The sequence below is a fragment of the Helicobacter pylori HUP-B14 genome, from assembly GCF_000259235.1.
Lineage (GTDB): Bacteria > Campylobacterota > Campylobacteria > Campylobacterales > Helicobacteraceae > Helicobacter > Helicobacter pylori_CU.
The window spans coordinates 1,329,251-1,352,083 of sequence record NC_017733.1 but is presented as its reverse complement, the minus strand read 5'-3'; the positions used below and the strand labels follow the sequence as shown (position 1 = coordinate 1,352,083).

The 22,833-nt window shown below is 38.3% G+C and carries 20 protein-coding genes and 3 pseudogenes; 22 read left to right on the top strand and 1 reads right to left on the bottom strand.

The genetic code is table 11. The annotated features are described in order from the left end of the window. Nucleotides 1–10 precede the first annotated feature (10 nt). Nucleotides 11–2,494, bottom strand: a complete 2,484-nt coding sequence (locus tag HPB14_RS06540) for a site-specific DNA-methyltransferase (RefSeq protein ID WP_000855782.1) — start codon at nt 2,492–2,494, stop codon at nt 11–13. Nucleotides 2,495–2,562: 68 nt separating this feature from the next. Between HPB14_RS06540 and crdR the strand changes: the two genes are divergently transcribed. The 22 genes and pseudogenes from crdR to ung all read left to right on the top strand — a co-directional run bounded on the left by crdR (nt 2,563) and on the right by ung (nt 22,807). Continuing rightward, nucleotides 2,563–3,204, top strand: coding sequence for a copper response regulator transcription factor CrdR (gene crdR, locus HPB14_RS06535; RefSeq protein WP_001169767.1), 642 nt, complete (start codon nt 2,563–2,565; stop codon nt 3,202–3,204). Next, nucleotides 3,170–4,372, top strand: a complete 1,203-nt coding sequence (crdS, locus tag HPB14_RS06530; RefSeq protein ID WP_080011984.1) for a copper-sensing histidine kinase CrdS — start codon at nt 3,170–3,172, stop codon at nt 4,370–4,372. Before crdR ends, crdS begins: the two co-directional genes overlap by 35 nt. Before the next feature lie 2 nt (nt 4,373–4,374). Next, entirely contained in the window at nt 4,375–5,769 is a 1,395-nt protein-coding gene (locus tag HPB14_RS06525) for a bifunctional ADP-dependent NAD(P)H-hydrate dehydratase/NAD(P)H-hydrate epimerase (RefSeq protein ID WP_000953995.1), read from the top strand. Nucleotides 5,770–5,779: 10 nt separating this feature from the next. Continuing rightward, on the top strand, nt 5,780–7,246 hold the full coding sequence (locus tag HPB14_RS06520; protein ID WP_000349724.1) for a replicative DNA helicase: 1,467 nt from the start codon (nt 5,780–5,782) through the stop codon (nt 7,244–7,246). Then, complete coding sequence (locus HPB14_RS06515; RefSeq protein ID WP_000653582.1) at nt 7,243–8,556, top strand: ComEC/Rec2 family competence protein; 1,314 nt, start codon at nt 7,243–7,245, stop codon at nt 8,554–8,556. Before HPB14_RS06520 ends, HPB14_RS06515 begins: the two co-directional genes overlap by 4 nt. Before the next feature lie 70 nt (nt 8,557–8,626). Continuing rightward, nucleotides 8,627–9,469 (top strand): menaquinone biosynthesis prenyltransferase MqnP, encoded by an 843-nt coding sequence (gene mqnP / locus HPB14_RS06510; RefSeq protein WP_229018042.1) that lies wholly within the window; start codon nt 8,627–8,629, stop codon nt 9,467–9,469. Beyond that, nucleotides 9,462–9,956 carry a hypothetical protein gene (locus HPB14_RS06505; RefSeq protein WP_014658527.1) on the top strand — a complete coding sequence of 165 codons (495 nt, stop codon included), beginning with the start codon at nt 9,462–9,464 and terminating at the stop codon, nt 9,954–9,956. The genes mqnP and HPB14_RS06505 overlap by 8 nt, the downstream gene beginning before the upstream one ends. A 12-nt stretch (nt 9,957–9,968) precedes the next feature. Further along, complete coding sequence (locus tag HPB14_RS06500; RefSeq protein ID WP_000953090.1) at nt 9,969–10,475, top strand: DUF6115 domain-containing protein; 507 nt, start codon at nt 9,969–9,971, stop codon at nt 10,473–10,475. Further along, nucleotides 10,469–11,272, top strand: coding sequence for a phosphatidylserine decarboxylase (locus tag HPB14_RS06495; RefSeq protein ID WP_000226201.1), 804 nt, complete (start codon nt 10,469–10,471; stop codon nt 11,270–11,272). Before HPB14_RS06500 ends, HPB14_RS06495 begins: the two co-directional genes overlap by 7 nt. Beyond that, nucleotides 11,262–12,272 carry a quinolinate synthase NadA gene (gene nadA, locus HPB14_RS06490; protein ID WP_001141827.1) on the top strand — a complete coding sequence of 337 codons (1,011 nt, stop codon included), beginning with the start codon at nt 11,262–11,264 and terminating at the stop codon, nt 12,270–12,272. Before HPB14_RS06495 ends, nadA begins: the two co-directional genes overlap by 11 nt. Then, on the top strand, nt 12,272–13,093 hold the full coding sequence (gene nadC, locus HPB14_RS06485; RefSeq protein ID WP_000405972.1) for a carboxylating nicotinate-nucleotide diphosphorylase: 822 nt from the start codon (nt 12,272–12,274) through the stop codon (nt 13,091–13,093). The genes nadA and nadC overlap by 1 nt, the downstream gene beginning before the upstream one ends. Nucleotides 13,094–13,117: 24 nt before the next feature. After that, on the top strand, nt 13,118–16,429 hold the full coding sequence (locus tag HPB14_RS06480) for a type ISP restriction/modification enzyme (RefSeq protein WP_014658526.1): 3,312 nt from the start codon (nt 13,118–13,120) through the stop codon (nt 16,427–16,429). 59 nt (nt 16,430–16,488) lie between these two features. Continuing rightward, nucleotides 16,489–16,707 carry a DNA methyltransferase gene (locus HPB14_RS08305; RefSeq protein ID WP_229018058.1) on the top strand — a complete coding sequence of 73 codons (219 nt, stop codon included), beginning with the start codon at nt 16,489–16,491 and terminating at the stop codon, nt 16,705–16,707. Between the two features lie 119 nt (nt 16,708–16,826). Continuing rightward, nucleotides 16,827–17,279: pseudogene (locus HPB14_RS06475) on the top strand (DNA-methyltransferase); the annotation flags it as partial. A 1-nt stretch (nt 17,280) separates the two neighbouring features. After that, complete coding sequence (locus tag HPB14_RS08300) at nt 17,281–17,451, top strand: hypothetical protein (protein ID WP_001892495.1); 171 nt, start codon at nt 17,281–17,283, stop codon at nt 17,449–17,451. Continuing rightward, entirely contained in the window at nt 17,452–18,189 is a 738-nt protein-coding gene (locus HPB14_RS06470; protein WP_000169632.1) for a hypothetical protein, read from the top strand. Nucleotides 18,190–18,197: 8 nt separating this feature from the next. Continuing rightward, nucleotides 18,198–18,641, top strand: a pseudogene (locus HPB14_RS06465) (HpyAIV family type II restriction enzyme); the annotation flags it as partial. Beyond that, a pseudogene (locus tag HPB14_RS08475) lies at nt 18,631–18,756 on the top strand (DNA methyltransferase); the annotation flags it as partial. The pseudogenes HPB14_RS06465 and HPB14_RS08475, both read left to right, overlap by 11 nt. 110 nt (nt 18,757–18,866) lie before the next feature. Continuing rightward, the gene (locus HPB14_RS06460) at nt 18,867–20,231 is read left to right on the top strand and encodes a S41 family peptidase (protein ID WP_014658524.1); all 1,365 of its coding nucleotides are present in this window, start codon (nt 18,867–18,869) and stop codon (nt 20,229–20,231) included. Between the two features lie 62 nt (nt 20,232–20,293). Then, nucleotides 20,294–21,409, top strand: a complete 1,116-nt coding sequence (locus HPB14_RS06455) for an SH3 domain-containing protein (protein ID WP_014658523.1) — start codon at nt 20,294–20,296, stop codon at nt 21,407–21,409. Beyond that, the gene (locus tag HPB14_RS06450; RefSeq protein ID WP_000841275.1) at nt 21,396–22,109 is read left to right on the top strand and encodes a 1-acyl-sn-glycerol-3-phosphate acyltransferase; all 714 of its coding nucleotides are present in this window, start codon (nt 21,396–21,398) and stop codon (nt 22,107–22,109) included. Before HPB14_RS06455 ends, HPB14_RS06450 begins: the two co-directional genes overlap by 14 nt. After that, nucleotides 22,106–22,807: a uracil-DNA glycosylase gene (gene ung / locus HPB14_RS06445; RefSeq protein WP_000764875.1), complete on the top strand. Its 702-nt coding sequence runs from the start codon at nt 22,106–22,108 to the stop codon at nt 22,805–22,807. The genes HPB14_RS06450 and ung overlap by 4 nt, the downstream gene beginning before the upstream one ends. The last annotated feature ends 26 nt before the right edge of the window (nt 22,808–22,833 follow it).

Here is a 22,833-nt window from a genome sequence, read left to right as displayed (position 1 = left end):
TTGCCTCTCCTTACCAAATGAGCGCTTCTTTTAAGGCTTTTAAAATCCCTACTTCTTTATCATTCCCTTTAAATTTCACCACCTTTTCATTGAAAAACTCCACTCCAACGCCGTGTAAATTTTCTAAAGTCTCTTTAATATCCACGCCCATGTTTTCTAGCGCTTCTATATTGAGCGTGTAAGACTCGTTTTTACGCTCCACTAAATCGCTGTATTGTTCATCATAAGCTAGGGGTTTGTCATTGTCTTCATACTTGATTTTTCTTAAAATCTCTTCATAGCTTTCCAATTCATAAACTTTGACTACCCCACCTCCACTAAATTCTTTGAGCACACCGCTTTTAAAACCGCCTATAACCTTTTTAAGGCGAGGCAAAATCACGCGCTCAAAATGCTCCCCCATTTCAACACCGATATACTTTCTCTTCAACTTGTGCACCACCGCGCAAGTCGTCCCACTCCCAGCGAAAAAATCGCACACGAGGTCGTTTTCTTTTGTGGAAATTTCTAAAATGCGTTGGAGTAGGGCTTCGGGTTTGGGGTTATTAAAAATTACTTCGTTTTCAAAAATAGCTTTTATTTCACTTGTTCCGCTTGTATGTAAGTCCATAAAATTGGTATCTACCATTAATTTTTCTCTCGGTTTAACCCAATATTCTATGGTGTTATGGTTATTTTTTCTTACAAAATCTAGCTCATTGCCAAGCGTTTTATGATACTCATAATACTTTTTTAAATCATCAAAATTAGAATTTAAAAAGTCTTTGTAATTTTGCAATGCTTTCAACCCTTTTTCTTTGCTCCACTTCCATTGACCTTTTGCAATATTAACCCCATCTATTTCATAACGCATAGTAGGTTTATCCATATTAGAGTATAAACCTGCCCAAATACCTTCCTTTTGTTTTTCGTTAGCATCTTTAACATATGGATTAACATAATAAAAATTATCACTTTTTTTATAAACTAGAACATACTCAAAAGCTACATTTAGCGATTTGATTTGATCAAATTGTGAATTTAAGCTTTTAGTCCCTCTTTTTACCGCCAAGCAATTTACAAAGTTATCCCCCCCCCCCCCATTAAACACTTCGTCCATGAGCGCTTTGCAATAAGCCTGTTCGTTATCATCAATGCTCACAAACATCACGCCTTTATCACTCAATAAGGAATGCGCAAGCTCTAGGCGGTTTTCCATCATAGAGAGCCAACTGGAGCGCTTGAAATTATCCGCATAAATAAATTCATTGTTTTGCGTGTTGTAAGGCGGATCAATATAAATGCAATCAATGGCTTCTTTATAGCGGTTTTTGAGAGAGTTTAGGGCTTGGTAGTTTTCGCTTTTAATGAGCGTGCCGTTGATTTCATCTTCATTGAATAAGTTTTTAATCTCTTCTTCTAAATCTTTAAAATAGAGAGTGTCTAGGGGCAAAAACTCGTTTTCTAAAAGATTGTCTGTGGTTTTTAAATTCAAGTCTTGCCATTCTTTAACTTGTTTGGGGTAGTTTTTGTGGTTTGTGATCTTGTTCAAATCATAGTTTTTGGCTTTGAGTTTGTCTAAGCTCACGATGAAATGCGAGTTTAACACCAAGCGGGGTTTGTTCCAAATCTTACAAAGTTCGTTTTCAAACTCGCTCACTAGCAAAATCACTTCCAAAGCCACTTCCTTAATAGTATTGATCTCATTAAGGCGTTTAGCATCAAATGCAGTCATTTCTTTAAAAAGGTATTCAAACAAATACAAATCCAATTGCTCTTTTAAAAACCCTAGCGCGTTTTTATGGATAAAATAATCCATACTGCCTTGCTTTTTGAATTTTCCAAACGCTTTTTTTAAAATTTCTTCATCAAGTTTGACGCCTTGATTGGAGCATTTTTTTAGGATTTCATTCGTTTTTGTTTGAGTCCCCTTGCTGCTGAGCGTAACGCTAAAATTTAAGGTGTTAGTTTTTGTGTCTGTATCTTTTACTATACTTTTTAAATCAAAGACTAAATCCACTTTTTCATTATACTTTTTGCTTTCTAATGAAGAAGTGTCAAAATTAAAAAGAATGTTTTCTAATTCAAAGCAAAAATCCTTATAAATCGTTTCGCTTTTCACATAATAAAGATCTTTAGTTTTATAAAATAAAGCGGTGTCTTTTTTAAGGGAGCATTTTTCATAATCGCTTTTAGTATAAAGGCTGTCATAAAGGGGCGTGTCGTTGAAATAAATCCCTCCATTAGCGCTGAAATAACGCTTGAAAAAGCTATAGAGTTTGTCAAACAATTCTTCTTTGAGATCGTTGTTGTTTTGGCATTTACAATCAATGAGTTTTTCTAATTCTTGTTTTTTATGGTGGTAATACTGGCTTTTAGCCTTCATGAGGTTGATCATGCCATTTTTCACCGCTCTAGGGCTAGAATCTAAAAGGTTTTCTTGCTTGTCTTCAATCTTAACGCCTATGAAAAGGTTTTCTAAAACTTCATAAAATTGCGCTTCGTTCGTTTTCATTATCACGCTCCTTAAAAACATGGAAAGTATTATAACAAAGCCCACCCATTAAGCGCTACAATACCCCCATGCAAAAAAAGATTTTTTTACTAGAAGACGATTACCTTTTAAGCGAGAGTATCAAGGAGTTTTTGGAGCATTTGGGCTATGAAGTGTTTTGCACTTTTAACGGGAAAGAAGCTTATGAAAGGCTCTCTGTTGAGCGTTTCAACCTCTTGCTTTTAGACGTGCAAGTGCCTGAAATGAATAGCTTGGAATTGTTTAGGCGCATTAAAAACGATTTTTTAATCTCTACGCCTGTGATTTTTATCACCGCCTTACAGGATAACGCTACCTTAAAAAACGCCTTTAATTTAGGGGCGAGCGATTATTTGAAAAAGCCTTTTGATTTAGACGAATTGGAAGCACGCATTAAAAGGTTTTTCAATGACGATCCCATAGAAATCATGCCTAACATTTTTTACCACCAACACGCTTTGAACGTTAAAGGGAAAAAGGAAATCCTAGCACCCAAAACCGCCCAACTTTTAGAATACTTTTTAGAGCATAAAGGGCAAATCATTAGCTCTCAAGCGTTAGAAAACAATTTATGGGAGCAGGCTATTGATGATTCCACCTTGCGCACTTACATTAAAGTGTTGCGCAAGCTTTTGGGTAAAAATTGCATAGAAACGCATAAGGGGGTGGGCTATCGCTTTAACCCACTATGAAAAAAAATCCCTCAAACTCTTTTTAGGGACTTATTTAGGCTCTTCGTTTGTGTTAATGCTAGTGATTAGCGTTTTAGCGTTTAACTATGAAAAAAACGAAAAAATCAAAATGATACGCATGGACATGGACAAAATGGCTTCTAAGATCGCTAGTGAAGTGATTGCCTTGCACATGCAAACGCATGCAGATTATCAAAACGCTTTAAACGCCCTGATTTCACGCTATAAAGACGCTTCCATGGCGCTTTTTGATAGTAAAAAGCGTGTTTTATATTCCAATATCCCTGAAAGCGCGGATCTGATTAAAACCCATAAAGAGGCGGGTTTTTTTAGTTTTAAGGGGGAATATTACCTATTCACTGACGAAACTTTCTCTCATTTAGGCGTGGCTAAAATGCTTTTTAAAAATTCTAAACCCCTTCATTTTTCTTCTTTGTATCGTAACATTGTTTTAGTGTTTGTCATAGCGTTTTTATGCGTGATAGGGGTTTCTGTGTTTTTGGGGCGTTTGTTTTTAAAGCCTATTAGGAATGAAATCACCCGTATTGATCATTTTTTAAAAAACACTACGCATGAATTAAACACCCCCATGAGCGCTTTAGTCTTGTCTTTAAAAACCTTAGAAGACAACCAACAACACCGCCGCATTAAAATCGCTATCCAGCGCATGAGTTTTTTATACCGCTCGCTCTCGTATTTAGTGATGCAAGATATTGAGCGCGAATCTTTTGTGCTTTTGGATTTAAAAGCCCTAATTATTAAAGAAAACACGCTTTTTAGCGAGATGATAGACTACCACAAGCTGGAATTTAAAAGCGATTTAGTGGGAGTGGAGTTTAAGGCTAAAGAGCAGGATTTCCTTTCGCTTTATAGCAATTTGCTCATGAACGCGATCAAATACAGCGTCATGCATGGGTATATCCACATAGAGCTAACGCATGCGTTTTTGAAAGTGAAAAATTTAGGGTATGAAATCCCTAAAGACAAGATTAAAGACTTAAGCGTTCGTTACGCGCGTTTCAATTCTAGTGTGTTGGGTTATGGTATAGGGTTAGATTTAGTGAAAAAAGTGTGTGAAAAGTATAAAATGCGTTTAGAAATTCATAGCGAACCCTCTTTAAAAGGATCGCTTTATGAAAATTCGTTTTGTATTCATTTTCAAGGATAAAGATGCTTTCAGTGTATGAAAAAGTGGATGCTCTAGACAAAAGGGCGATTGAAGAATGGCTTTTAAGCGAAGACGTTTTAATGGAAAACGCCGCTATGGCTTTAGAAAGGGCGGTTTTACAAAACGCTTCTTTAGGCACTAAGGTCATTATCCTTTGTGGGAGTGGGGATAATGGGGGCGATGGCTATGCGTTAGCTAGGCGTTTAGTGGGGCGTTTTAAAACGCTGGTCTTTGAAATGAAACTAGCCAAAAGCCCCATGTGCCGATTGCAAAAAGAAAGGGCTAAAAAAGTGGGGGTAGTCATCAAAACATGGGAAGAAAAGAATGAAGATTTAGAATGCGATGTTTTAATAGATTGCGTGGTAGGGAGCGCTTTTAAGGGCGAATTAGAGCCGTTTTTAGACTTTGAAAGCCTTTCTCAAAAAGCGTGCTTTAAAATCGCTTGCGACATTCCTAGCGGGATAGATTCTAAAGGCAGGGTGGATAAGAGGGCGTTTAAAGCGGATTTGACTATTAGCATGGGCGCTATCAAATCATGCTTATTAAGCGATAGGGCTAAAGACTATGTAGGGGAATTGGAAGTGGGGCATTTGGGGGTTTTTCATCAAGTTTATGAAATCCCAACGGACACTTTTTTACTAGAAAAAAGCGATTTGAAACTGCCCTTAAGGGATAAAAAAAACGCTCATAAGGGCGATTATGGGCATGCGCATGTTCTTTTAGGCAAGCATAGTGGGGCGGGGTTATTGAGCGCTTTAAGCGCGTTAAGTTTTGGATCTGGAATGGTGAGCGTTCAAGCGTTAGAATGCGAGATAACTTCTAATAACAAGCCTTTAGAATTGGTTTTTTGTGAAAATTTCCCTAAAAAACTCAGCGCGTTCGCTCTTGGCATGGGGTTAGAAAATATTCCAAAGGATTTTAAGAAGTGGCTTGAATTAGCCCCATGCGTTTTAGATGCGGGCGTTTTTTACCATAAAGAGGCATTGCAAGCTTTAGAAAAAGAAGTGATCTTAACCCCTCACCCTAAAGAGTTTTTATCGTTGTTAAAATTAGTGGGGATCAATATAAGCATGCTAGAATTGTTAGACAATAAACTAGAAATCGCAAGGGATTTTTCTCAAAAATACCCCAAGGTGGTTTTGCTTTTAAAAGGGGCTAATACCTTAATCGCTCATCAAGGGCGAACTTTTATCAACAATTTAGGGAGCGTGGCTTTAGCCAAAGCAGGCAGTGGCGATGTGTTAGCAGGGCTGATTGTAAGCCTACTTTCTCAAAACTACACGCCTTTAGACGCCGCTATTAACGCAAGTTTAGCGCACGCCCTAGCGGGTTTAGAATTTAAGAATAATTACGCTTTAACGCCCCTAGATTTGATAGAAAAGATCAAACGATTATAAAAGGATAAAAATGGATCATTTAAAGCATTTGCAACAATTGCAAAACATTGAAAGGATCGTGCTTTCAGGCATTGTGTTGGCCAATCATAAGATTGAAGAGGTCCATAGCGTTTTAGAGCCTAGCGATTTTTACTACCCGCCTAACGGCTTGTTTTTTGAAATCGCTTTAAAACTGCATGAAGAAGATTGCCCCATTGATGAGAATTTTATCCGCCAAAAAATGCCTAAAGACAAGCAGATCAAAGAAGAGGATCTAGTCGCTATTTTTGCGGCAAGCCCCATAGATAATATTGAAGCCTATGTGGAAGAGATTAAAAACGCTTCCATTAAACGAAAACTTTTTGGCTTGGCTAACACCATTAGAGAGCAAGCCCTAGAAAGCGCGCAAAAATCCAGCGATATTTTAGGCGCTGTGGAGCGAGAAGTCTATGCGTTATTGAATGGCAGCACGATTGAGGGCTTTAGGAGCATTAAAGAAGTGCTTGAAAGCGCAATGGATTTTATTACAGAAAACCAAAGAAAGGGGAGTTTGGAAGTTACTGGCATACCGACTGGCTTTGTCCAGTTGGATAATTACACGAGTGGTTTCAATAAGGGGAGTTTGGTTATTATAGGGGCAAGGCCGTCTATGGGTAAAACCAGTTTGATGATGAACATGGTCTTAGCTGCGCTCAATGACGATAGGGGGGTAGCGGTTTTTAGTTTGGAAATGTCCGCAGAGCAACTCGCTTTAAGGGCGTTATCGGATCTCACTTCTATCAACATGCATGATTTAGAAAGCGGGAGGCTTGATGATGATCAATGGGAAAATTTAGCCAAATGCTACGATCACCTTTCTTGCAAAAAACTCTTTTTCTACGATAAAAGTTATGTGAGAATAGAGCAAATCCGCTTGCAACTGCGAAAGCTTAAATCCCAACACAAGGAATTGGGTATCGCTTTTATTGACTATTTGCAGCTCATGTCAGGGAGCAAAGCCACTAAAGAACGCCATGAGCAAATCGCTGAAATTTCAAGGGAGCTTAAAACTTTAGCCAGAGAATTAGAAATCCCTATCATAGCGTTAGTGCAACTCAACCGCAGCCTAGAAAACCGAGACGATAAACGGCCCATTCTTTCGGATATTAAAGACAGCGGAGGGATTGAACAAGACGCTGATATTGTTTTATTTTTATATAGAGGCTATATCTATCAAATGAGGGCTGAAGACAATAAAATAGACAAACTCAAAAAAGAAGGCAAAATTGAAGAGGCGCAAGAGTTGCACCTAAAAGTTCATGAAGAAAGGCGTATCCACAAGCAAAATGGCAGTATTGAAGAGGCTGAAATCATTGTGGCTAAAAACAGGAATGGGGCTACAGGAACGGTTTATACGCGCTTTAACGCTCCTTTCACACGCTATGAAGACATGCCCATAGATTCTCATTTAGAAGAGGGACAAGAAACTAAAGTGGATTATGATATAGTTACAACTTGAAAGATAAAACTTTTCAGGGGGCGTTTGAACTTCTTTCAACCCCCAAAGAATACTTATGGTGTGGGGTGTTTTTAAGCCTTTTGTTGGCAATCAATCTTTATTTAGAATACTTGAATTACCAAAAGCTTGATTTTTCAAAACCTACAAGCTTGAACGCTCAAATCTTATTACAATACCCTAAAACGAAAGATCAAAAAACCTATTTTGTCTTAAAACTCCAATCTAAGGGCATGATCTTTTACACCACCATTAAAGAGCCTTTAAAAAACCTCCAATACCGCCATGCGCAATTTTTTGGCAAGATCAAGCCTTGCTCGTTCTTAGAGTCTCTAAAATCATGCTTTTTTCAAACCTATTCTTTTTCTTTGATGCGAAAACACAATTTCAAATCGCGTTTGCGCCATTTCATTGATAGCGCTCATTCCAACGCTTTGGTGGGTAATTTGTATCGAGCGTTATTCATAGGGGATAGCTTGAATAAGGATTTAAGAGACAGGGCTAACGCGCTAGGGATCAACCACTTACTAGCCATTAGCGGGTTTCATTTAGGGATTTTAAGCATGAGCGTGTATTTCCTTTTCTCTCTTTTTTATACCCCCTTACAAAAACGCTATTTCCCTTACAGGAACGCTTTTTATGATATAGGGGTTTTGGTGTGGGTTTTTTTGCTGGGGTATTTATTGCTGTTAGATTTTTTACCCTCTTTTTTCAGGGCGTTTTTAATGGGCTTATTAGGGTTTTTGGCATGCTTTTTTGGGGTAAGAATCTTGAGTTTTAAACTTTTGGTTTTAGCGTGCTGTATCGCCATAGCGTTACTCCCTAAATTGCTTTTTAGCGTGGGGTTTTTGCTTTCTGTTTGTGGGGTGTGGTATATCTTTTTATTTTTAAAACACACTCAAATTTTTTTTAAAGATTCTTCTTTTTTAATGCGATCGTTTCAAGTCATAAGCTTAAGCGCGCTGGTGTTTTTGAACATGCTCATTGTCGCGCATGCCTTTTTCCCTATGTTTTCGCCCTACCAGCTCTTTAGCATTCCTTTAGGCTTGATTTTTATCGTGTTTTTCCCTTTGAGTTTGTTCTTGCATGCTGTGGGTTTGGGGTCTTTATTGGATCATATTCTAAGCATGCCTTTAACCATCCCTACGATTTCAATCTCTTCGCCTTTATGGCTTTTAGGGGCGCATTTGTTTTTAACGATTGTGAGCGTGCGTTTTTTTAAGGTTTATTTAAGCATGAATGTTTTAAGCATGGGCTTTTTCTTGTATTGTTGCTATCAATATATTATAATGCCTAGCTTAATTGTAGGTTAGAAAAGTCATTTTATTAGGGATCAAATAATTGCTTAAAAAAATCACGCACCAAATCAAAGCTTTAAGCGAATTGGTCGCTTTGGAGCATACGATATTTTCTAGCATGTTTTTACTCATGGCTATGGTCATAAGCTCCTATCAAAAAAATCAAACGCTCTTTTTTGGGTTAGAAACCCTAATCCTTTGTTTTTTAGCCTTATTAGGGGCGAGAAACTTCGCTATGGGGTTTAACCGCTTGGTGGATAGAGATATTGACAAGGATAACCCAAGGACGAAAAACCGCCCGAGCGTGGATGGCAGAATCAGCGTTAAAGGCATGGTCATTTTTAGCGTTTCAAACGCGCTTTTATTCGTGGGAGTGAGCTATTTCATTAACCCTTTAGCTTTCAAGCTTTCGTTACCTTTTTTAATCATCTTAGGGGGATATTCGTATTTCAAGCGCTTTTCTTCTTTGGCACATTTTGTTGTGGGTTTGGCTTTGGGTTTAGCCCCCATTGCGGGAAGCGTGGCGGTTTTAGGGGATATTCCTTTATGGAATGTCTTTTTGGCTTTAGGGGTGATGCTGTGGGTGGCTGGGTTTGATTTGCTCTATTCTTTACAGGATATGGAGTTTGATAAAGAAAGGGGCTTGTTTTCCATTCCTAGTCAATTAGGGGAAAAATGGTGCTTGAACCTTTCAAGGCTCTCGCACCTTGTGGCGCTGATCTGCTGGCTTTTTTTTATAAAGTGCTATCATGGGGGGCTTTTTGCGTATTTAGGCTTAGGGGTTTCAGCCTTGATTTTACTCTATGAGCAGATCTTAGTGGCCAGAGATTATAAAAACATCCCTAAAGCCTTTTTTGTGAGTAATGGCTATTTGGGGGTGGTGTTTTTTATTTTTATTGTCCTTGATGTGGGGTTTAAGCATGCATGAGTTGGTTTTAAGATCCCAAGCTTTAGGGTTTGAAACGCGCTTAGTCCAATGCGATTTATCGTTTTCTTATGAAAGGTTTATTTCTAAAACTAAACGCTCTTTAGCGGTATTAGAAGAATTTGATTGGTTAAATTCTGGCTTTGATTTTTCACGCTTGAATGTTGAAAATGACACTCTGGAATTGCTCAAAGCGCTGTATTTTAAGCTGGAAAAATTAGAAAGCCTGCTTTTAAAAGAAAACCTGCTTGAATTGGAGCAAAATAACCGCATCATCGCTTTAGGGCATGGGTTAATTTGCCTGAAAAAATCAAGCCTGATAGCGCCTCAAACTTACTATGGGCGTTGCGTGTTAGAGGGGAAAATCCTAGCCTTTTTTGGCGTGGCAAGGGATAAAGATTTTTTAGAAATCACTCGCATGCACGCCCTAGACATTAAGCGTTATGATTCTTTCATTGTTGATAGCGAAAGAAAAGGCTTAAAATTATGAACGGGAGCGGTAATGTTATCTTCTAATGATTTGTTTATGGTCGTTTTAGGAGCGATTTTATTGGTGTTGGTGTGCTTGGTGGGGTATTTGTATCTTAAAGAAAAAGAGTTTTACCATAAAATGAGGCGTTTAGAAAAAACTTTAGATGAATCCTATCAAGAAAATTATATTTATTCTAAGCGTTTGAAAGAATTAGAGGGGCGTTTGGAAGGTCTTTCTTTAGAAAAGAGCGCTAAAGAGGATAGCTCATTAAAAACGACCCTTTCGCACCTTTATAACCAGCTACAAGAAATCCAAAAATCCATGGACAAAGAGCGCGATTATTTAGAAGAAAAAATCATTACTTTAGAGAACAAATTCAAAGACATGGGGCATTATGCCGCTAGCGATGAGATCAATGAAAAACAGGTTTTGAAGATGTATCAAGAGGGTTATAGCGTGGATTCTATTTCTAAAGAATTTAAAGTGAGTAAGGGCGAGGTGGAATTTATACTGAACATGGCAGGGTTAAAATGGTAGCTTTAAGCAACGCTCTTTCAAGGGTTTTTGGCTCTGTGGCTGGCTATAAATTCCCTTCTTTTATCCAAAAAGGCATCAACGCTCTTTATGTTAAGATCTTTAAAATTGATTTGAGCGAGTTTGAGCCTTTGGAAAACTATAAGAGTTTGAACGCTCTTTTCACGCGCTCCTTAAAAAAAGAACGGCCCTTTGACAAAGCCCCTAATATTTGCATCGCGCCTTGCGACGCTTTGATCACTGAATGCGCTTTTTTAGACAACGATAGCGCTTTACAAATTAAAGGCATGCCTTATAAAGCGCATGAATTAGTGGGCGAAATCAACCCCTTAAGCCCTTCTTTTTTCTATGCGAATTTTTACCTTTCGCCCAAAGATTACCACCACTACCACGCCCCTTGCGATTTAGAAATTTTAGAGGCTCGTTATTTTGCGGGGAAACTATTGCCGGTCAATAAGCCCTCGCTTTACAAAAACAACAATCTGTTTGTGGGCAATGAAAGGGTAGTGCTTGTTGCAAAAGACATTCAAGGCAATCAATTGTATTTTGTAGCGGTGGGAGCGTTAAATGTGGGTAAAATGCGTTTTAATTTTGATAAGAATATCCAAACTAACGCTAAAGCCCGTTTCACGCAAACCTACTCTTACAACCCGCCGATTAAGGTGAAAAAGGGGGATAATTTAGGGAATTTTGAAATGGGCTCTACGATTGTTTTATTCATTCAAAACACCGCTTTTAAGGATTTGAGAGAAAAAAGCGTGAAGTTTGGGGAAAGTATAGGGGAATTTCATGCCAACTGATAACGATTTAAAAACTTCTATTGTGGAATTGTTGCACGATTTAGACGCGCTTTTAGTGGCTCATTTTTATCAAAAAGATGAGATTGTAGAGTTAGCCCATCATACAGGCGATAGCCTGGAGTTGGCTAAAATCGCAAGCCAAAGCGATAAAAACCTCATCGTGTTTTGCGGGGTGCATTTTATGGGCGAGAGCGTGAAAGCCCTAGCCTTTGACAAACAAGTGATCATGCCCAAACTCTCATGCTGTTCTATGGCGAGGATGATAGATAGCCATTACTACGATAAAAGCGTCCATTTATTGAAAGAATACGGCGTTAAAGAATTTTACCCTATCACTTATATCAATTCTAACGCTGAAGTGAAAGCCAAAGTCGCTAAAGACAATGGCGTGGTCTGCACGAGCAGGAACGCTTCTAAAATCTTTAATCATGCCTTAAAACAAAATAAAAAAATCTTTTTTTTACCGGATAAATGCTTGGGGGAAAATCTAGCTCTAGAAAATGGCTTAAAAAGCGCGATTTTAGGTGCAAATAGCCCAGAAGAAATCAAAAACGCTGATGTGATTTGTTACAACGGCTTTTGTTCGGTGCATCAGCTTTTCAAATTAGAAGACATTGAATTTTACCGCCAAAAATACCCGGATATTTTAATCGCTGTCCATCCAGAGTGCGATCCTAGCGTAGTTTCTAACGCTGATTTTAGCGGATCAACGAGTCAGATCATAGAATTTGTAGAAAAGCTAAGCCCCGATCAAAAAGTCGCCATAGGCACTGAAAGCCATTTAGTCAACCGCTTGAAAGCCAAGCGTAACCATCAAAACACTTTCATTCTTTCTAGCACGCTCGCCCTTTGCCCTACCATGAACGAAACGACTTTAAAAGATTTGTTTGAAGTCTTAAAGGCTTACAAAAACCACAGGGCTTACAATGTGATTGAATTAAAAGATGAGGTGGCGCGTTTGGCCAAACTCGCTTTAACCAAAATGATGGAGTTATCTTAATGGAGATTAGAACCTTTTTAGAATGCGCCTTAAAAGAAGATTTAGGGCATGGGGATTTGTTTGAAAGGGTGTTAGAAAAGGACTTTAAAGCCACAGCCTTTGTTAGGGCTAAACAAGAGGGCGTGTTTTCAGGCGAAAAATACGCTTTAGAGTTGCTTCAAATGACTGGCATTGAATGCGTTCAAACCATTAAGGATAAAGAACGCTTCAAGCCTAAAGACACTTTAATGGAAATTAGGGGGGATTTTAGCATGCTTTTAAAGGTTGAGCGCACCCTTTTAAACCTTTTGCAACACAGCAGCGGGATCGCTACTTTAACGAGCCGTTTTGTAGAAGCTTTAAATTCTCATAAGGTGCGTTTGTTGGATACGAGAAAAACCAGACCCCTTTTAAGGATTTTTGAAAAATATTCCGTGCTTAATGGGGGGGCGAGCAACCACCGCTTAGGGCTAGATGACGCTTTAATGCTTAAAGACACGCATTTAAAGCATGTGAAAGATCTCAAAAGCTTTTTAGCGCATGCCAGAAAAAACTTGCCTTTCACGGCTAAAATTGAAATTGAATGCGAGAGCTTTGAAGAGGCCAAAAACGCCATGAGTGCGGGAGCGGATATTGTGATGTGCGATAACATGAGCGTTTTAGAGACTAAAGAAATTGCCGCTTATAGAGAGGTGCATTATCCCTTTGTTTTACTAGAAGCGAGCGGGAACATCTCGCTAGAGAGCATTAACGCTTACGCAAAAAGCGGCGTGGATGCCATTAGCGTAGGAGCTTTAATCCATCAAGCCACTTTTATTGACATGCACATGAAAATGGCTTAAAAACTTTAAAAAGGGGTTATTAGCATGCTAAAAGAATATTTAGAAGGCATTAAAGATCTGACGCCTGAAAGTAATGAACCCACGCACCGTCGCCCTTTAGAAAACTTGCTTATAAGTTTAAAAGAGAATTTTAATAAAGAATTTAAGATTGAACATGAGCCTAACAGAGACAAACAAGGGGGTCAGCCTGATTTTCGCGTTTCTTTTCAAGGGCTAAACATTGGCTATATAGAAAATAAAAGGGTAGGGACTGATCTTAACCGGCTCTTAAAAAGCGATCAAGTTCTTAAATATTTAGAATTGAATCCTAACCTCATGCTCACCGATTACCTTAATTTCGTGTGGGTAGGGAAAGATGAAAATAATGAGTCTTTAATTAAAAGAGAAATTTCTGTCGCTAGCCTTGATGAACTCTCTAAACCCTTAAAACCCAACCCGCAAACCGAGCGCGATTTAGTTGAATTGTTCAAAAGCTTTTTCAATTACGAAGCAGCCCCTATTACTAACGCTAAAGATTTCGCAACGCATTTAAGCGCGCCCACCAAGTATTTAAAAGACGCTTTAATCCAATACCAAAAAGACACGCATGTTTCTAGCATTTTTAAGAATTTTAAAGAATATCTTTATGAAGAATTGAGCTTTGAAGACTTTAGCGATGCGCTCGCTCAAACGCTCACCTACAGCCTTTTTTTAGCCAAGCTCAACCACCCTTTTGAAAAAATCAATTTGGATAATGTGAGGAGTTCCATCCCTAAAAATTTCGCTGTGATCAGAGAAATGGCGGATTTTTTAAAGAAACTTGATGCAATCAAAGAAATCCAATGGCTTTTAAATGAAATTCTAAGCTTGATCAATCATGTTGATATGGATTCTATCCTTAAAGATTTGAATGACGATAAAGACCCTTATTTGCACTTTTATGAAACCTTTTTAAGCGCTTATGACCCTAAATTACGAGAGAGTAAGGGCGTGTATTACACCCCAGATTCTGTGGTGAAATTCATCATTAACGCTTTGGATAGTTTGCTTAAAACGCATTTCAAAGACGCTCCCTTAGGCTTAAAAAGCGCTTTAGATAACGAAAACATCAAGCTCTTAGATTTTGCTACCGGCACCGGCACTTTTTTATTGGAAGCGTTTAGAAAGGCACTAGAAACGAGAAAAACAAGCGATGGAGGCACCTCCACTAAAGAGGACAAATACCAAAACCTCTTGAAGCAATTCTATGGGTTTGAGTACTTGATCGCTCCTTATGCGATCGCTCATTTGAACCTCAGCCAAGCCTTTAAGGAGGAATTTAAAAAACCTCTCAAAGACAACGACGCGCTTAAAATCATTTTAACCAACACCCTCATACAGCCTAGTGAGATCATCGCTTATCGTGGGCTAAACCCGATTTTTGAAAAAGAGCTTTCAAACGCTCAAAAAATCAAAAAAGATGAAAACATCCTTATCATCACCGGTAACCCCCCTTATAGCGGGGCGAGCAGTAATGATGGCTTGTTTGAATGGGAAGTGAAAGCCACTTACGGCATAGAGCCTGAATTTCAAACCATAGAAATTGAAAAAAACATTAAACTCACCGATAAAATCCAAACGCTTTTAAAGAACATTCAAAAACAAAAAGAAAGCGGTAGTGAAAACGATCTAAAGAAACTTAAAAGCCTCCATTCTAAATACAAACTACAAAAGGAGAAAAACCCTAAATGGCTCTTAGACGATTACGTGAAATTCATGCGTTTCGCTCAAAACAAGATCGAATTATTAGGGCATGGCCTTTTTGGCTTTATCTCTAACAACGCCTTTTTAGACAACCCTACTTTTAGGGGGTTAAGGCGCTCTCTTTTAGAATGCTACGATGAGCTTTATATCTTAAATTTGCATGGAAACGCTAGGAAAAAGGAGGAAACCCCACAAGGCGCAAAAGATGAGAACGTTTTCAATATCATGCAAGGCGTGTCCATTAACCTCTTTGTCAAAAACCCGCAAGTAGTAAAGCAAAAAATCCACTATTATGATGTTTATGGCGAAAGGGCTGAAAAATACGCCTTTTTAGCCCAAAATGATTTGGATAGGATTGAATGGCTTGAGCTGACCCCAAGAGAGCCTTTTTACTCACTCATACCTCAAGAAACCCTCTTGTTAGAGGAATACGAACAAGGCTTTAGCGTTCAGGAGGTGTTTCAAGTTGGAAGCACCGGTATTTGTTCGCAACGAGACCATGTCGTTTTCCATAAGGACAAAGAAAGCTTGTTAAAGCTTTTAAAAGATTTTTCAACCTTAGAACCTAGCGAGTTACGCAGAGTTTATAATATTAAAAAAGATGGCAGAGATTGGCGTTTAGAATATGCTATTAAAGACGTTAAGGCAAACGCTAACAATTTAGAAGAATACATTGTTTCGTGCCAATACCGCCCTTTTGATTTTTACTACACTTATTATACCGGTAAATCAAAGTCTTTTATCGCTTATCCACGAGGCGAAGTTTTCAAGCACATGTTACCCCCCCCCCCAACAAACCCTAAAACACCCAATCAAACGCGCAAAAATGTCGCGCTAATTACTTCTCGCAGATTTTGTCAATCACAAAAAAGCGGCGTAGGATTTGTTAGTAATAAAATTTCAGATTTGCGCACTTGGACATGTCCAGGAATGGAGGGAGGCGATTATGTAAATCCACTATACCATAACCCCAACTACACCGAAAATTTTACGCCAGAGTTTAGAAGTTTCATAGACAAGCATTATAGCCATTCTTTTGAGCCGCTAGAGGTTTTAGGCTATATCTATGCGTTATTGTATTCCCCAAATTACCGCAAGCGTTATGAAGACTTCCTTAAAAACGATTACCCTAAAATCCTTTTCACAAACAATAAAGATTTGTTTAGGGCTTTAAGCCTTTTAGGGATTGAATTAATCGGCTTGCATGTCTTAAATAAAGAAAGCCTGAATCACAGCTTTAACAAATTAAAAGACGCCACCATAGGCGAATCCTACTACAAAGAAGCGCATGATCGCATCATCAAAAAACCCTCTCATAACGAGCCAGAACAACGGCTTTATATCAACCATAGCGCTTATTTTAGGGGGGTGAGTAAAGAAATTCATGATTACATGATAGGGGGGTATGGCGTTTTAGACAAGTATTTAAAAAGCCACAAAAACGAGCCTTGCGACTTTGATCATGTAACCTGTATCATTAAAGTCATCGCGCGCACGATTGAAATCCAAAAAACGCTTGGATTTTTGACGAGCGATTTGCCCCATTTAAAAGGGAATGACAGCAAAGCCTTAATACAAGAAATCTTGCAAAATCCACCCCCCCCCCCCATTTAATACCAATATCGCCCTTATCTTATCGCGCCAAGCCAAAGCCATCGGAGATTTTGACTTTGATGCCGCATTCATCAGCAAAGAAGCAAGCGACAACAATATCTATCGCAGAGGCGGAGGATCAGCCTTCCCTTTATTCTGTATTACCTAATCTCGCTCTCATTTGCGATAGAGGCTCTAAAGTAAGCCCCATTTCTAATGTTTTTGTAACGAACATGCTTTGCGATTTGCATGTGAATGGATCGGGGAGTTACGCGTTTTTGTTGTATCGTTTAATATAGGTGGAGACAGATAGCTTCTATCGCTTGATGAGAACAAAGCTAGAGATCAAACATTAAGATGGCCTTAAAACGCTTGTGTTAAAATGGCCAGAGTAGCAGATATAAAAGGTTAGTTAATCATGGATTTTTTAAAAGAAAACTTAAACACTATCATAGAGGGGGATTGCTTAGAAAAATTAAAAGATTTTCCTAATAAAAGCGTTGATTTTATCTTTGCTGACCCCCCTTATTTTATGCAAACAGAGGGGGAATTGAAGCGTTTTGAAGGCACAAAATTTCAAGGCGTTGAGGATCATTGGGATAAATTTGGCTCTTTTGAAGAATACGATACCTTTTGTTTGGGTTGGCTAAAAGAGTGCCAAAGGATTTTAAAAGATAATGGCAGTATTTGTGTGATAGGGAGTTTTCAAAATATTTTTAGAATTGGTTTTCATTTGCAAAATTTAGGGTTTTGGATACTCAACGATATTATTTGGCATAAGAGCAATCCGGTGCCTAATTTTGCTGGCAAGAGACTATGCAACGCCCATGAAACGCTTATTTGGTACGCTAAAAAGATTAAGGAAAAGATAAATGGATACCATATTTTTAAAAATTAACATTAAAAAAACCGATCAACAAGCAGAAGAACTAAGAGAGCAAGGGTTATTTTTTGTAAGCATTGCAGAAGCTTTGGGGATTGGACGCTCTCAAATTGTGGAGATTGAAAACAAAAAACCAAAGGCAAAAAAAGGCAAAAGATAAATGACAAAAGTTGATGCAATTAAAAAAGTTATGGAGGATAATAAAGGGATTGTTTCTTGGACTATCCTGTATAACCAAATTGAAAAATACTATCCCAGTATTAGAGCCACTAAAGAATGGGAGGCTGGGCTTAGAGGGGTATTATACAGAGAGATTAGAAATCATAAAAATTTTAAAAAAGTAGGGTTGTCATTGTATGCCCTTTTAGACTATCAAGAAGAAGAGCTAAAAGAAATTCAAGAAAACCCCATTCGCATGCATTCTTTTATGGAAGGTGTTTGCGTAGAAATGGGTAACTTTTTAAAATTAGACACTTATAGTGCTGATCCAAAGGCTAGTTATAATAATGTGCTTTTATCAGATTTGACAACCTTACGCACTATTCCTAATTTTACTTATAAAGAAATTTTAGATACAAGTAAAAAAATTGATGTGCTTTGGTTTAATCCTAAAGGTTTTATTTTTCCTAAAAGAGCTATTGAAATTGTGGATAGCATAAGCACACTAGAACCAGCTTTGCAACGCACCTTACAATTATTGGAGTTTAATCTTGATTTCTATATTTTGCTAAAAGAAAAAGATTTGCAAAAAGCTTTTAAAAAGTTAGAAAAAGAACCATACAAGAGAATAAAAGAACGCTATAAGATTAAAAGCTACACTGCTATTTTAGATATTTATCATAACCCTATTGCTCATATGCATGATGATTTTTTACATGTAAAAACATTTTTTAATTGAAAATTTAAAACATTCAAGGCTATTTTTATTTTATAGATGAGAGTTTGAATAAAAATCAAAATTATTATAAAGAAGAATTGCAAAAATTATCCGCTGATTATGGCGTGCCTTTGAGTTTGTGTTATGGTAAGGAGTTGTTTGAAAATCTTAATATCTTGCAAGTTTGGGATGAGATTTTAACCCATTTAGCGCGATGGCGTGAAATTTTACCCGATTTACCCAGTTTGAACTTTGATGAAAATCCTTTAGAGAGCTTTAAAGAAATCAAAGATCTAGCGCCAAGCGTTTATAGAAAGCTTTTGGATAATGATGGAATTTTCAATCTTGTGTTAATCTTATTCCCAGAACAAAAAGTTTTAAAAATGTTAGTAGAGCATTTTAGACAACAGAATAAAACGATTTATCAGCAATTAGCGTCAAAGTTAGCACAAAAGTTATTGTCTTTGCGATAGAGACTCTAAAGTAAGCCCCATTTCTAATGTTTTTGTAACGAGCATGCTTTGCGATTTGCATGTGAATGGATCGGGGAGTTACGCGTTTTTGTTGTATCGTTTAGGCTCAAAATGAGTGAATGAGTGGGCATGTTATCTAAATTTTAGATAGAATAAACGCAAAAAATTGAATAAAACCTTAAAGGTGATTCTTTCTAATCTCAAAAATGGGTGGTGCTATTAACAATGACAAAACGACTTTTTAAAGGGTTGTTAGCGATTTCTCTTGCTGTGAGTTTGCATGGTGGTGAAGTTAAGGAAAAAAAGCCGGTCAAGCCGGTTAAAGAAGATCCGCAAGAATTAGCGGCTAAAAGGGTGGAAGCGTTCAGTCGTTTCTCTAATGTGGTTTCAGAAATTGAAAAAAAGTATGTGGATAAAATCACCATTTCTGAGATCATGACTAAAGCGATTGAAGGCTTGCTCTCTAATTTGGACGCGCATTCAGCGTATTTGAACGAAAAGAAGTTTAAGGAATTTCAAGCCCAAACCGAGGGCGAATTTGGGGGGCTTGGGATCACGGTGGGCATGCGCGATGGCGTTTTGACCGTTATTGCGCCTTTAGAAGGCACTCCAGCTTACAAGGCTGGGGTTAAATCAGGCGATAACATTTTAAAAATCAATAACGAAAGCACGCTGAGCATGAGCATTGATGATGCGATCAACCTCATGCGTGGCAAGCCAAAGACCCCTATTCAGATCACCATTGTGAGAAAAAACGAGCCAAAACCCTTGGTGTTTAACATTGTTAGAGACATCATTAAGCTCCCCTCTGTCTATGTGAAAAAGATTGAAAAAACCCCTTATCTGTATGTGAGAGTGAGTGGTTTTGACAAGAATGTTACCAAATCGGTTTTAGAAGGCTTAAAAGCTAACCCTAAGGCTAAAGGGATCGTGTTGGATTTAAGAGGCAATCCTGGAGGGCTATTAAACCAGGCGGTAGGCTTGTCTAACCTCTTCATTAAAGAGGGGGTTTTAGTCTCTCAAAAAGGCAAAAACAAAGAAGAAAATTTAGAATACAAGGCTAACGGCAGAGCCCCTTATACCAATTTGCCTATCGCGGTGTTAGTCAATGGCGGTTCAGCGAGCGCGAGCGAGATCGTAGCAGGAGCACTGCAAGATCACAAACGAGCCATCATTATCGGTGAAAAAACCTTTGGTAAGGGAAGCGTGCAAGTGCTGCTCCCTGTCAATAAAGACGAAGCCATTAAAATCACAACCGCACGCTATTATTTGCCGAGCGGGCGCACCATTCAAGCTAAGGGGATCACGCCTGATATTGTGATTTATCCGGGTAAAGCGCCAGAAAATGAAAATAAATTTAGCTTGAAAGAAGCGGATCTAAAACACCATTTAGAGCAAGAGCTTAAAAAACTTGATGACAAAACCCCTAATTCCAAAGAAGCTGATAAAGACAAGAAAAATGAAGAGGAAAAAGAGGTTACTCCTAAAATGATCAATGATGATATTCAGCTAAAAACCGCTATTGACAGCTTGAAAACCTGGTCTATCGTGGATGAGAAAATGGATGAAAAAGCGCCTAAGAAGAAATAAAAACTCATGGGGTTTTTATTTGAAGAATGATAAAACCATGTTTTAATTTTCATGCGTTTTCAATGAAAACCATCACAATCGTTAGCTTGATTTTAAGCCTTTTGGTAAGCTTTTTGGTTGCCGAGAACACTTCTGATCCAGAAGAAATCAAGGCTAAAGTGGTTTATGTGAAAATCCCCCAATTAGAAGATTTAGAAAACACCCCGGTTTATATCGGTCAAATTATAGGCGTAACTTATGATTTATTGCTGTTTGACGCTGAGTTTTTGGAAGCCAAAATCAAAGACGGGTTGGATAAAACCCAAATTGAGCTTTTAAACAAAATGCCTAAATGGAAAAAGGTGGAAAAAGAGCTTTTCAGAGCGACTTATTATTACAAGATTAAGGGCATAAGAGCGAGTATCCCGCCTTTAGAAGTGAGCGCGTTTTCCAATAAAGACAAATACATCGATCATTCCATAGCCCCAAAAGTTGCCTTGCAGGTAACGGATTTGTCCAAAAACCCTCGTTATGCGAATGTCATGGCTAAAGATTTACAAGTTGTGCAATACAAAACCAAAGATTATGACGATAAAAACAATATTTTGGTGATGGAATTAGCGTTCAAAGAAGCCACTTGGGAAGATTTTCACATCAAAGAAGCGATCAAGCAAGGGTTTGATAACGCTTCTTTAAACCAGATCAAGGCTAAAGAAGGGAGCGTTTTTTATTATTGCGTGTTGCCTAAAACCCTTCAAAACCTTTCTTTTGATTATTTTTCGCTTTCTAATAGGCAATTTAAGACCTTATCTTTTTCAACCATTCCCACTCAAGACACTACCGGTATTCAAAGCGATCTTATTCCTAAAAACAATTTTTTAGTCTTTTCTAACGTGGCGCTGCTCGCTCTGTGCGTGTTTTTCTTGGTGTTGTTCTTCATTTTTGGGCGCAAACTCATTTTTTTAGGGCTTGGGATTTTGTGCTTAGGGTTTGTTTTGTATCACCTTTTATTCACGCAAAAATCAGCCCTATTGCTCGCTCATAAAAAAATCCGCATTCTGCCCACGCAAAATTCCACCATTTTAGGGCTTTCTAAAGATGAAATGCCGATTAAAATCTTAGGTTCGCATGATGATTATTATAAAATCCTAACGCCGCATGAACAAATAGGATGGGTCAAAAAAGATGAAGTCAAATAAAAAGTCCAATCGTTTAAGAGCGATTTATAGAGCTTTAGTGATCGCTATAGGCTTAGCCGTTATCATTGTTTTCAATTACTTTAACCGCAAAAACAATAACGCCCGCTCCAGCCGTAGGGCTTGTTCGTGCTTTTTTTCCCTTACTGGGGTTAATTTAGAAAAAATAGGCGCTTTTGATACGGACGCTAAACTCATTGTCTTAAACCACCAAAGCTTACTAGACATTATTTATTTAGAAGCCTACCACCCTAGTAATATTTGCTGGATCGCTAAAAAAGAGCTGGGTGAAATCCCCTTTTATGGGCATGCCTTAACGGATACCGGAATGATTTTAATTGACAGAGAGGATAAAAAGGGGATTGTGAGCCTTTTGAAAGCGTGTAAAGAAAAGTTAGACCAAAACCGCCCTTTAGTGATTTTCCCTGAAGGCACTAGAGGCAAAGGAGGAGAAAAATTCCTCCCTTTCAAGCAAGGGGCTAAAATCATCGCCGAAAAATTCCAGCTCAAAATCCAACCCATGGTGTTAATCAATTCCATTAAAATCTTTAATTCCAAGCCTCTAGAAGCCTATAAAGCGTGCACCCGTTTAGTCATGCTAGAAAGCTATACGCCTGATTTTAACTCGCCCACCTGGTATGAAGAATTACAAGAACGCATGCAAAAAGAGTATTTAAAACACTACCATGAATTAAACGCATGAAGCTTTTTGACTACGCTCCTTTGAGTTTGGCTTGGCGGGAGTTTTTGCAAAGCGAATTTAAAAAGCCTTATTTTTTAGAAATAGAAAAACGCTACCTAGAAGCCCTAAAAAGCCCTAAAACCATTTTCCCTAAAAGCTCTAATCTGTTTTATGCACTCAATCTAACGCCCCCTTGTGCGGTTAAAATCATCCTTTTAGGGCAAGACCCCTACCATTCCACCTACCTAGAAAATGAGCGAGAATTGCCGGTGGCGATGGGCTTAAGCTTTAGCGTGGAAAAAAACGCCCCCATCCCCCCAAGCTTAAAAAATATTTTTAAAGAATTGCATGCGAATTTAGGCGTGCCTGTGCCTTGTTGTGGGGATTTGAGCGCGTGGGCTAAAAGGGGTATGCTGTTATTGAACGCCATTTTAAGCGTGGAAAAAAATAAGGCCGCTTCGCACAAATATATTGGCTGGGAAGCTTTTAGCGATCAAATATTGATGCGCCTTTTTGAAACGAACGCCCCTTTAATCGTGGTGTTACTAGGGAAAGTCGCCCAAAAAAAGATCGCACTAATTCCCCCTAATAAGCATATCATCATCACAGCCCCTCACCCTAGCCCACTATCTAGGGGGTTTTTAGGGAGTGGGGTTTTTACAAGCGTTCAAAAAGCTTACCGAGAGGTTTATCATAAGGATTTTGATTTCAGTTTGTGATTGATGCTTAATGAGGCAGAACCCCT

What these genes read in the sequence shown, in the direction of transcription:
- HPB14_RS06540 (WP_000855782.1), bottom strand. Translation starts at nt 2,494, where the DNA reads ATGAAAACGAACGAAGCGCAATTTTATGAAGTTTTAGAAAACCTTTTC.
- crdR (WP_001169767.1), top strand. Translation starts at nt 2,563, where the DNA reads ATGCAAAAAAAGATTTTTTTACTAGAAGACGATTACCTTTTAAGCGAG.
- HPB14_RS06525 (WP_000953995.1), top strand. Translation starts at nt 4,375, where the DNA reads ATGCTTTCAGTGTATGAAAAAGTGGATGCTCTAGACAAAAGGGCGATT.
- HPB14_RS06520 (WP_000349724.1), top strand. Translation starts at nt 5,780, where the DNA reads ATGGATCATTTAAAGCATTTGCAACAATTGCAAAACATTGAAAGGATC.
- HPB14_RS06505 (WP_014658527.1), top strand. Translation starts at nt 9,462, where the DNA reads ATGCATGAGTTGGTTTTAAGATCCCAAGCTTTAGGGTTTGAAACGCGC.
- HPB14_RS06500 (WP_000953090.1), top strand. Translation starts at nt 9,969, where the DNA reads ATGTTATCTTCTAATGATTTGTTTATGGTCGTTTTAGGAGCGATTTTA.
- HPB14_RS06495 (WP_000226201.1), top strand. Translation starts at nt 10,469, where the DNA reads ATGGTAGCTTTAAGCAACGCTCTTTCAAGGGTTTTTGGCTCTGTGGCT.
- nadA (WP_001141827.1), top strand. Translation starts at nt 11,262, where the DNA reads ATGCCAACTGATAACGATTTAAAAACTTCTATTGTGGAATTGTTGCAC.
- nadC (WP_000405972.1), top strand. Translation starts at nt 12,272, where the DNA reads ATGGAGATTAGAACCTTTTTAGAATGCGCCTTAAAAGAAGATTTAGGG.
- HPB14_RS06480 (WP_014658526.1), top strand. Translation starts at nt 13,118, where the DNA reads ATGCTAAAAGAATATTTAGAAGGCATTAAAGATCTGACGCCTGAAAGT.
- HPB14_RS08305 (WP_229018058.1), top strand. Translation starts at nt 16,489, where the DNA reads ATGCCGCATTCATCAGCAAAGAAGCAAGCGACAACAATATCTATCGCA.
- HPB14_RS08300 (WP_001892495.1), top strand. Translation starts at nt 17,281, where the DNA reads ATGGATACCATATTTTTAAAAATTAACATTAAAAAAACCGATCAACAA.
- HPB14_RS06470 (WP_000169632.1), top strand. Translation starts at nt 17,452, where the DNA reads ATGACAAAAGTTGATGCAATTAAAAAAGTTATGGAGGATAATAAAGGG.
- HPB14_RS06460 (WP_014658524.1), top strand. Translation starts at nt 18,867, where the DNA reads ATGACAAAACGACTTTTTAAAGGGTTGTTAGCGATTTCTCTTGCTGTG.
- HPB14_RS06455 (WP_014658523.1), top strand. Translation starts at nt 20,294, where the DNA reads ATGAAAACCATCACAATCGTTAGCTTGATTTTAAGCCTTTTGGTAAGC.
- HPB14_RS06450 (WP_000841275.1), top strand. Translation starts at nt 21,396, where the DNA reads ATGAAGTCAAATAAAAAGTCCAATCGTTTAAGAGCGATTTATAGAGCT.
- ung (WP_000764875.1), top strand. Translation starts at nt 22,106, where the DNA reads ATGAAGCTTTTTGACTACGCTCCTTTGAGTTTGGCTTGGCGGGAGTTT.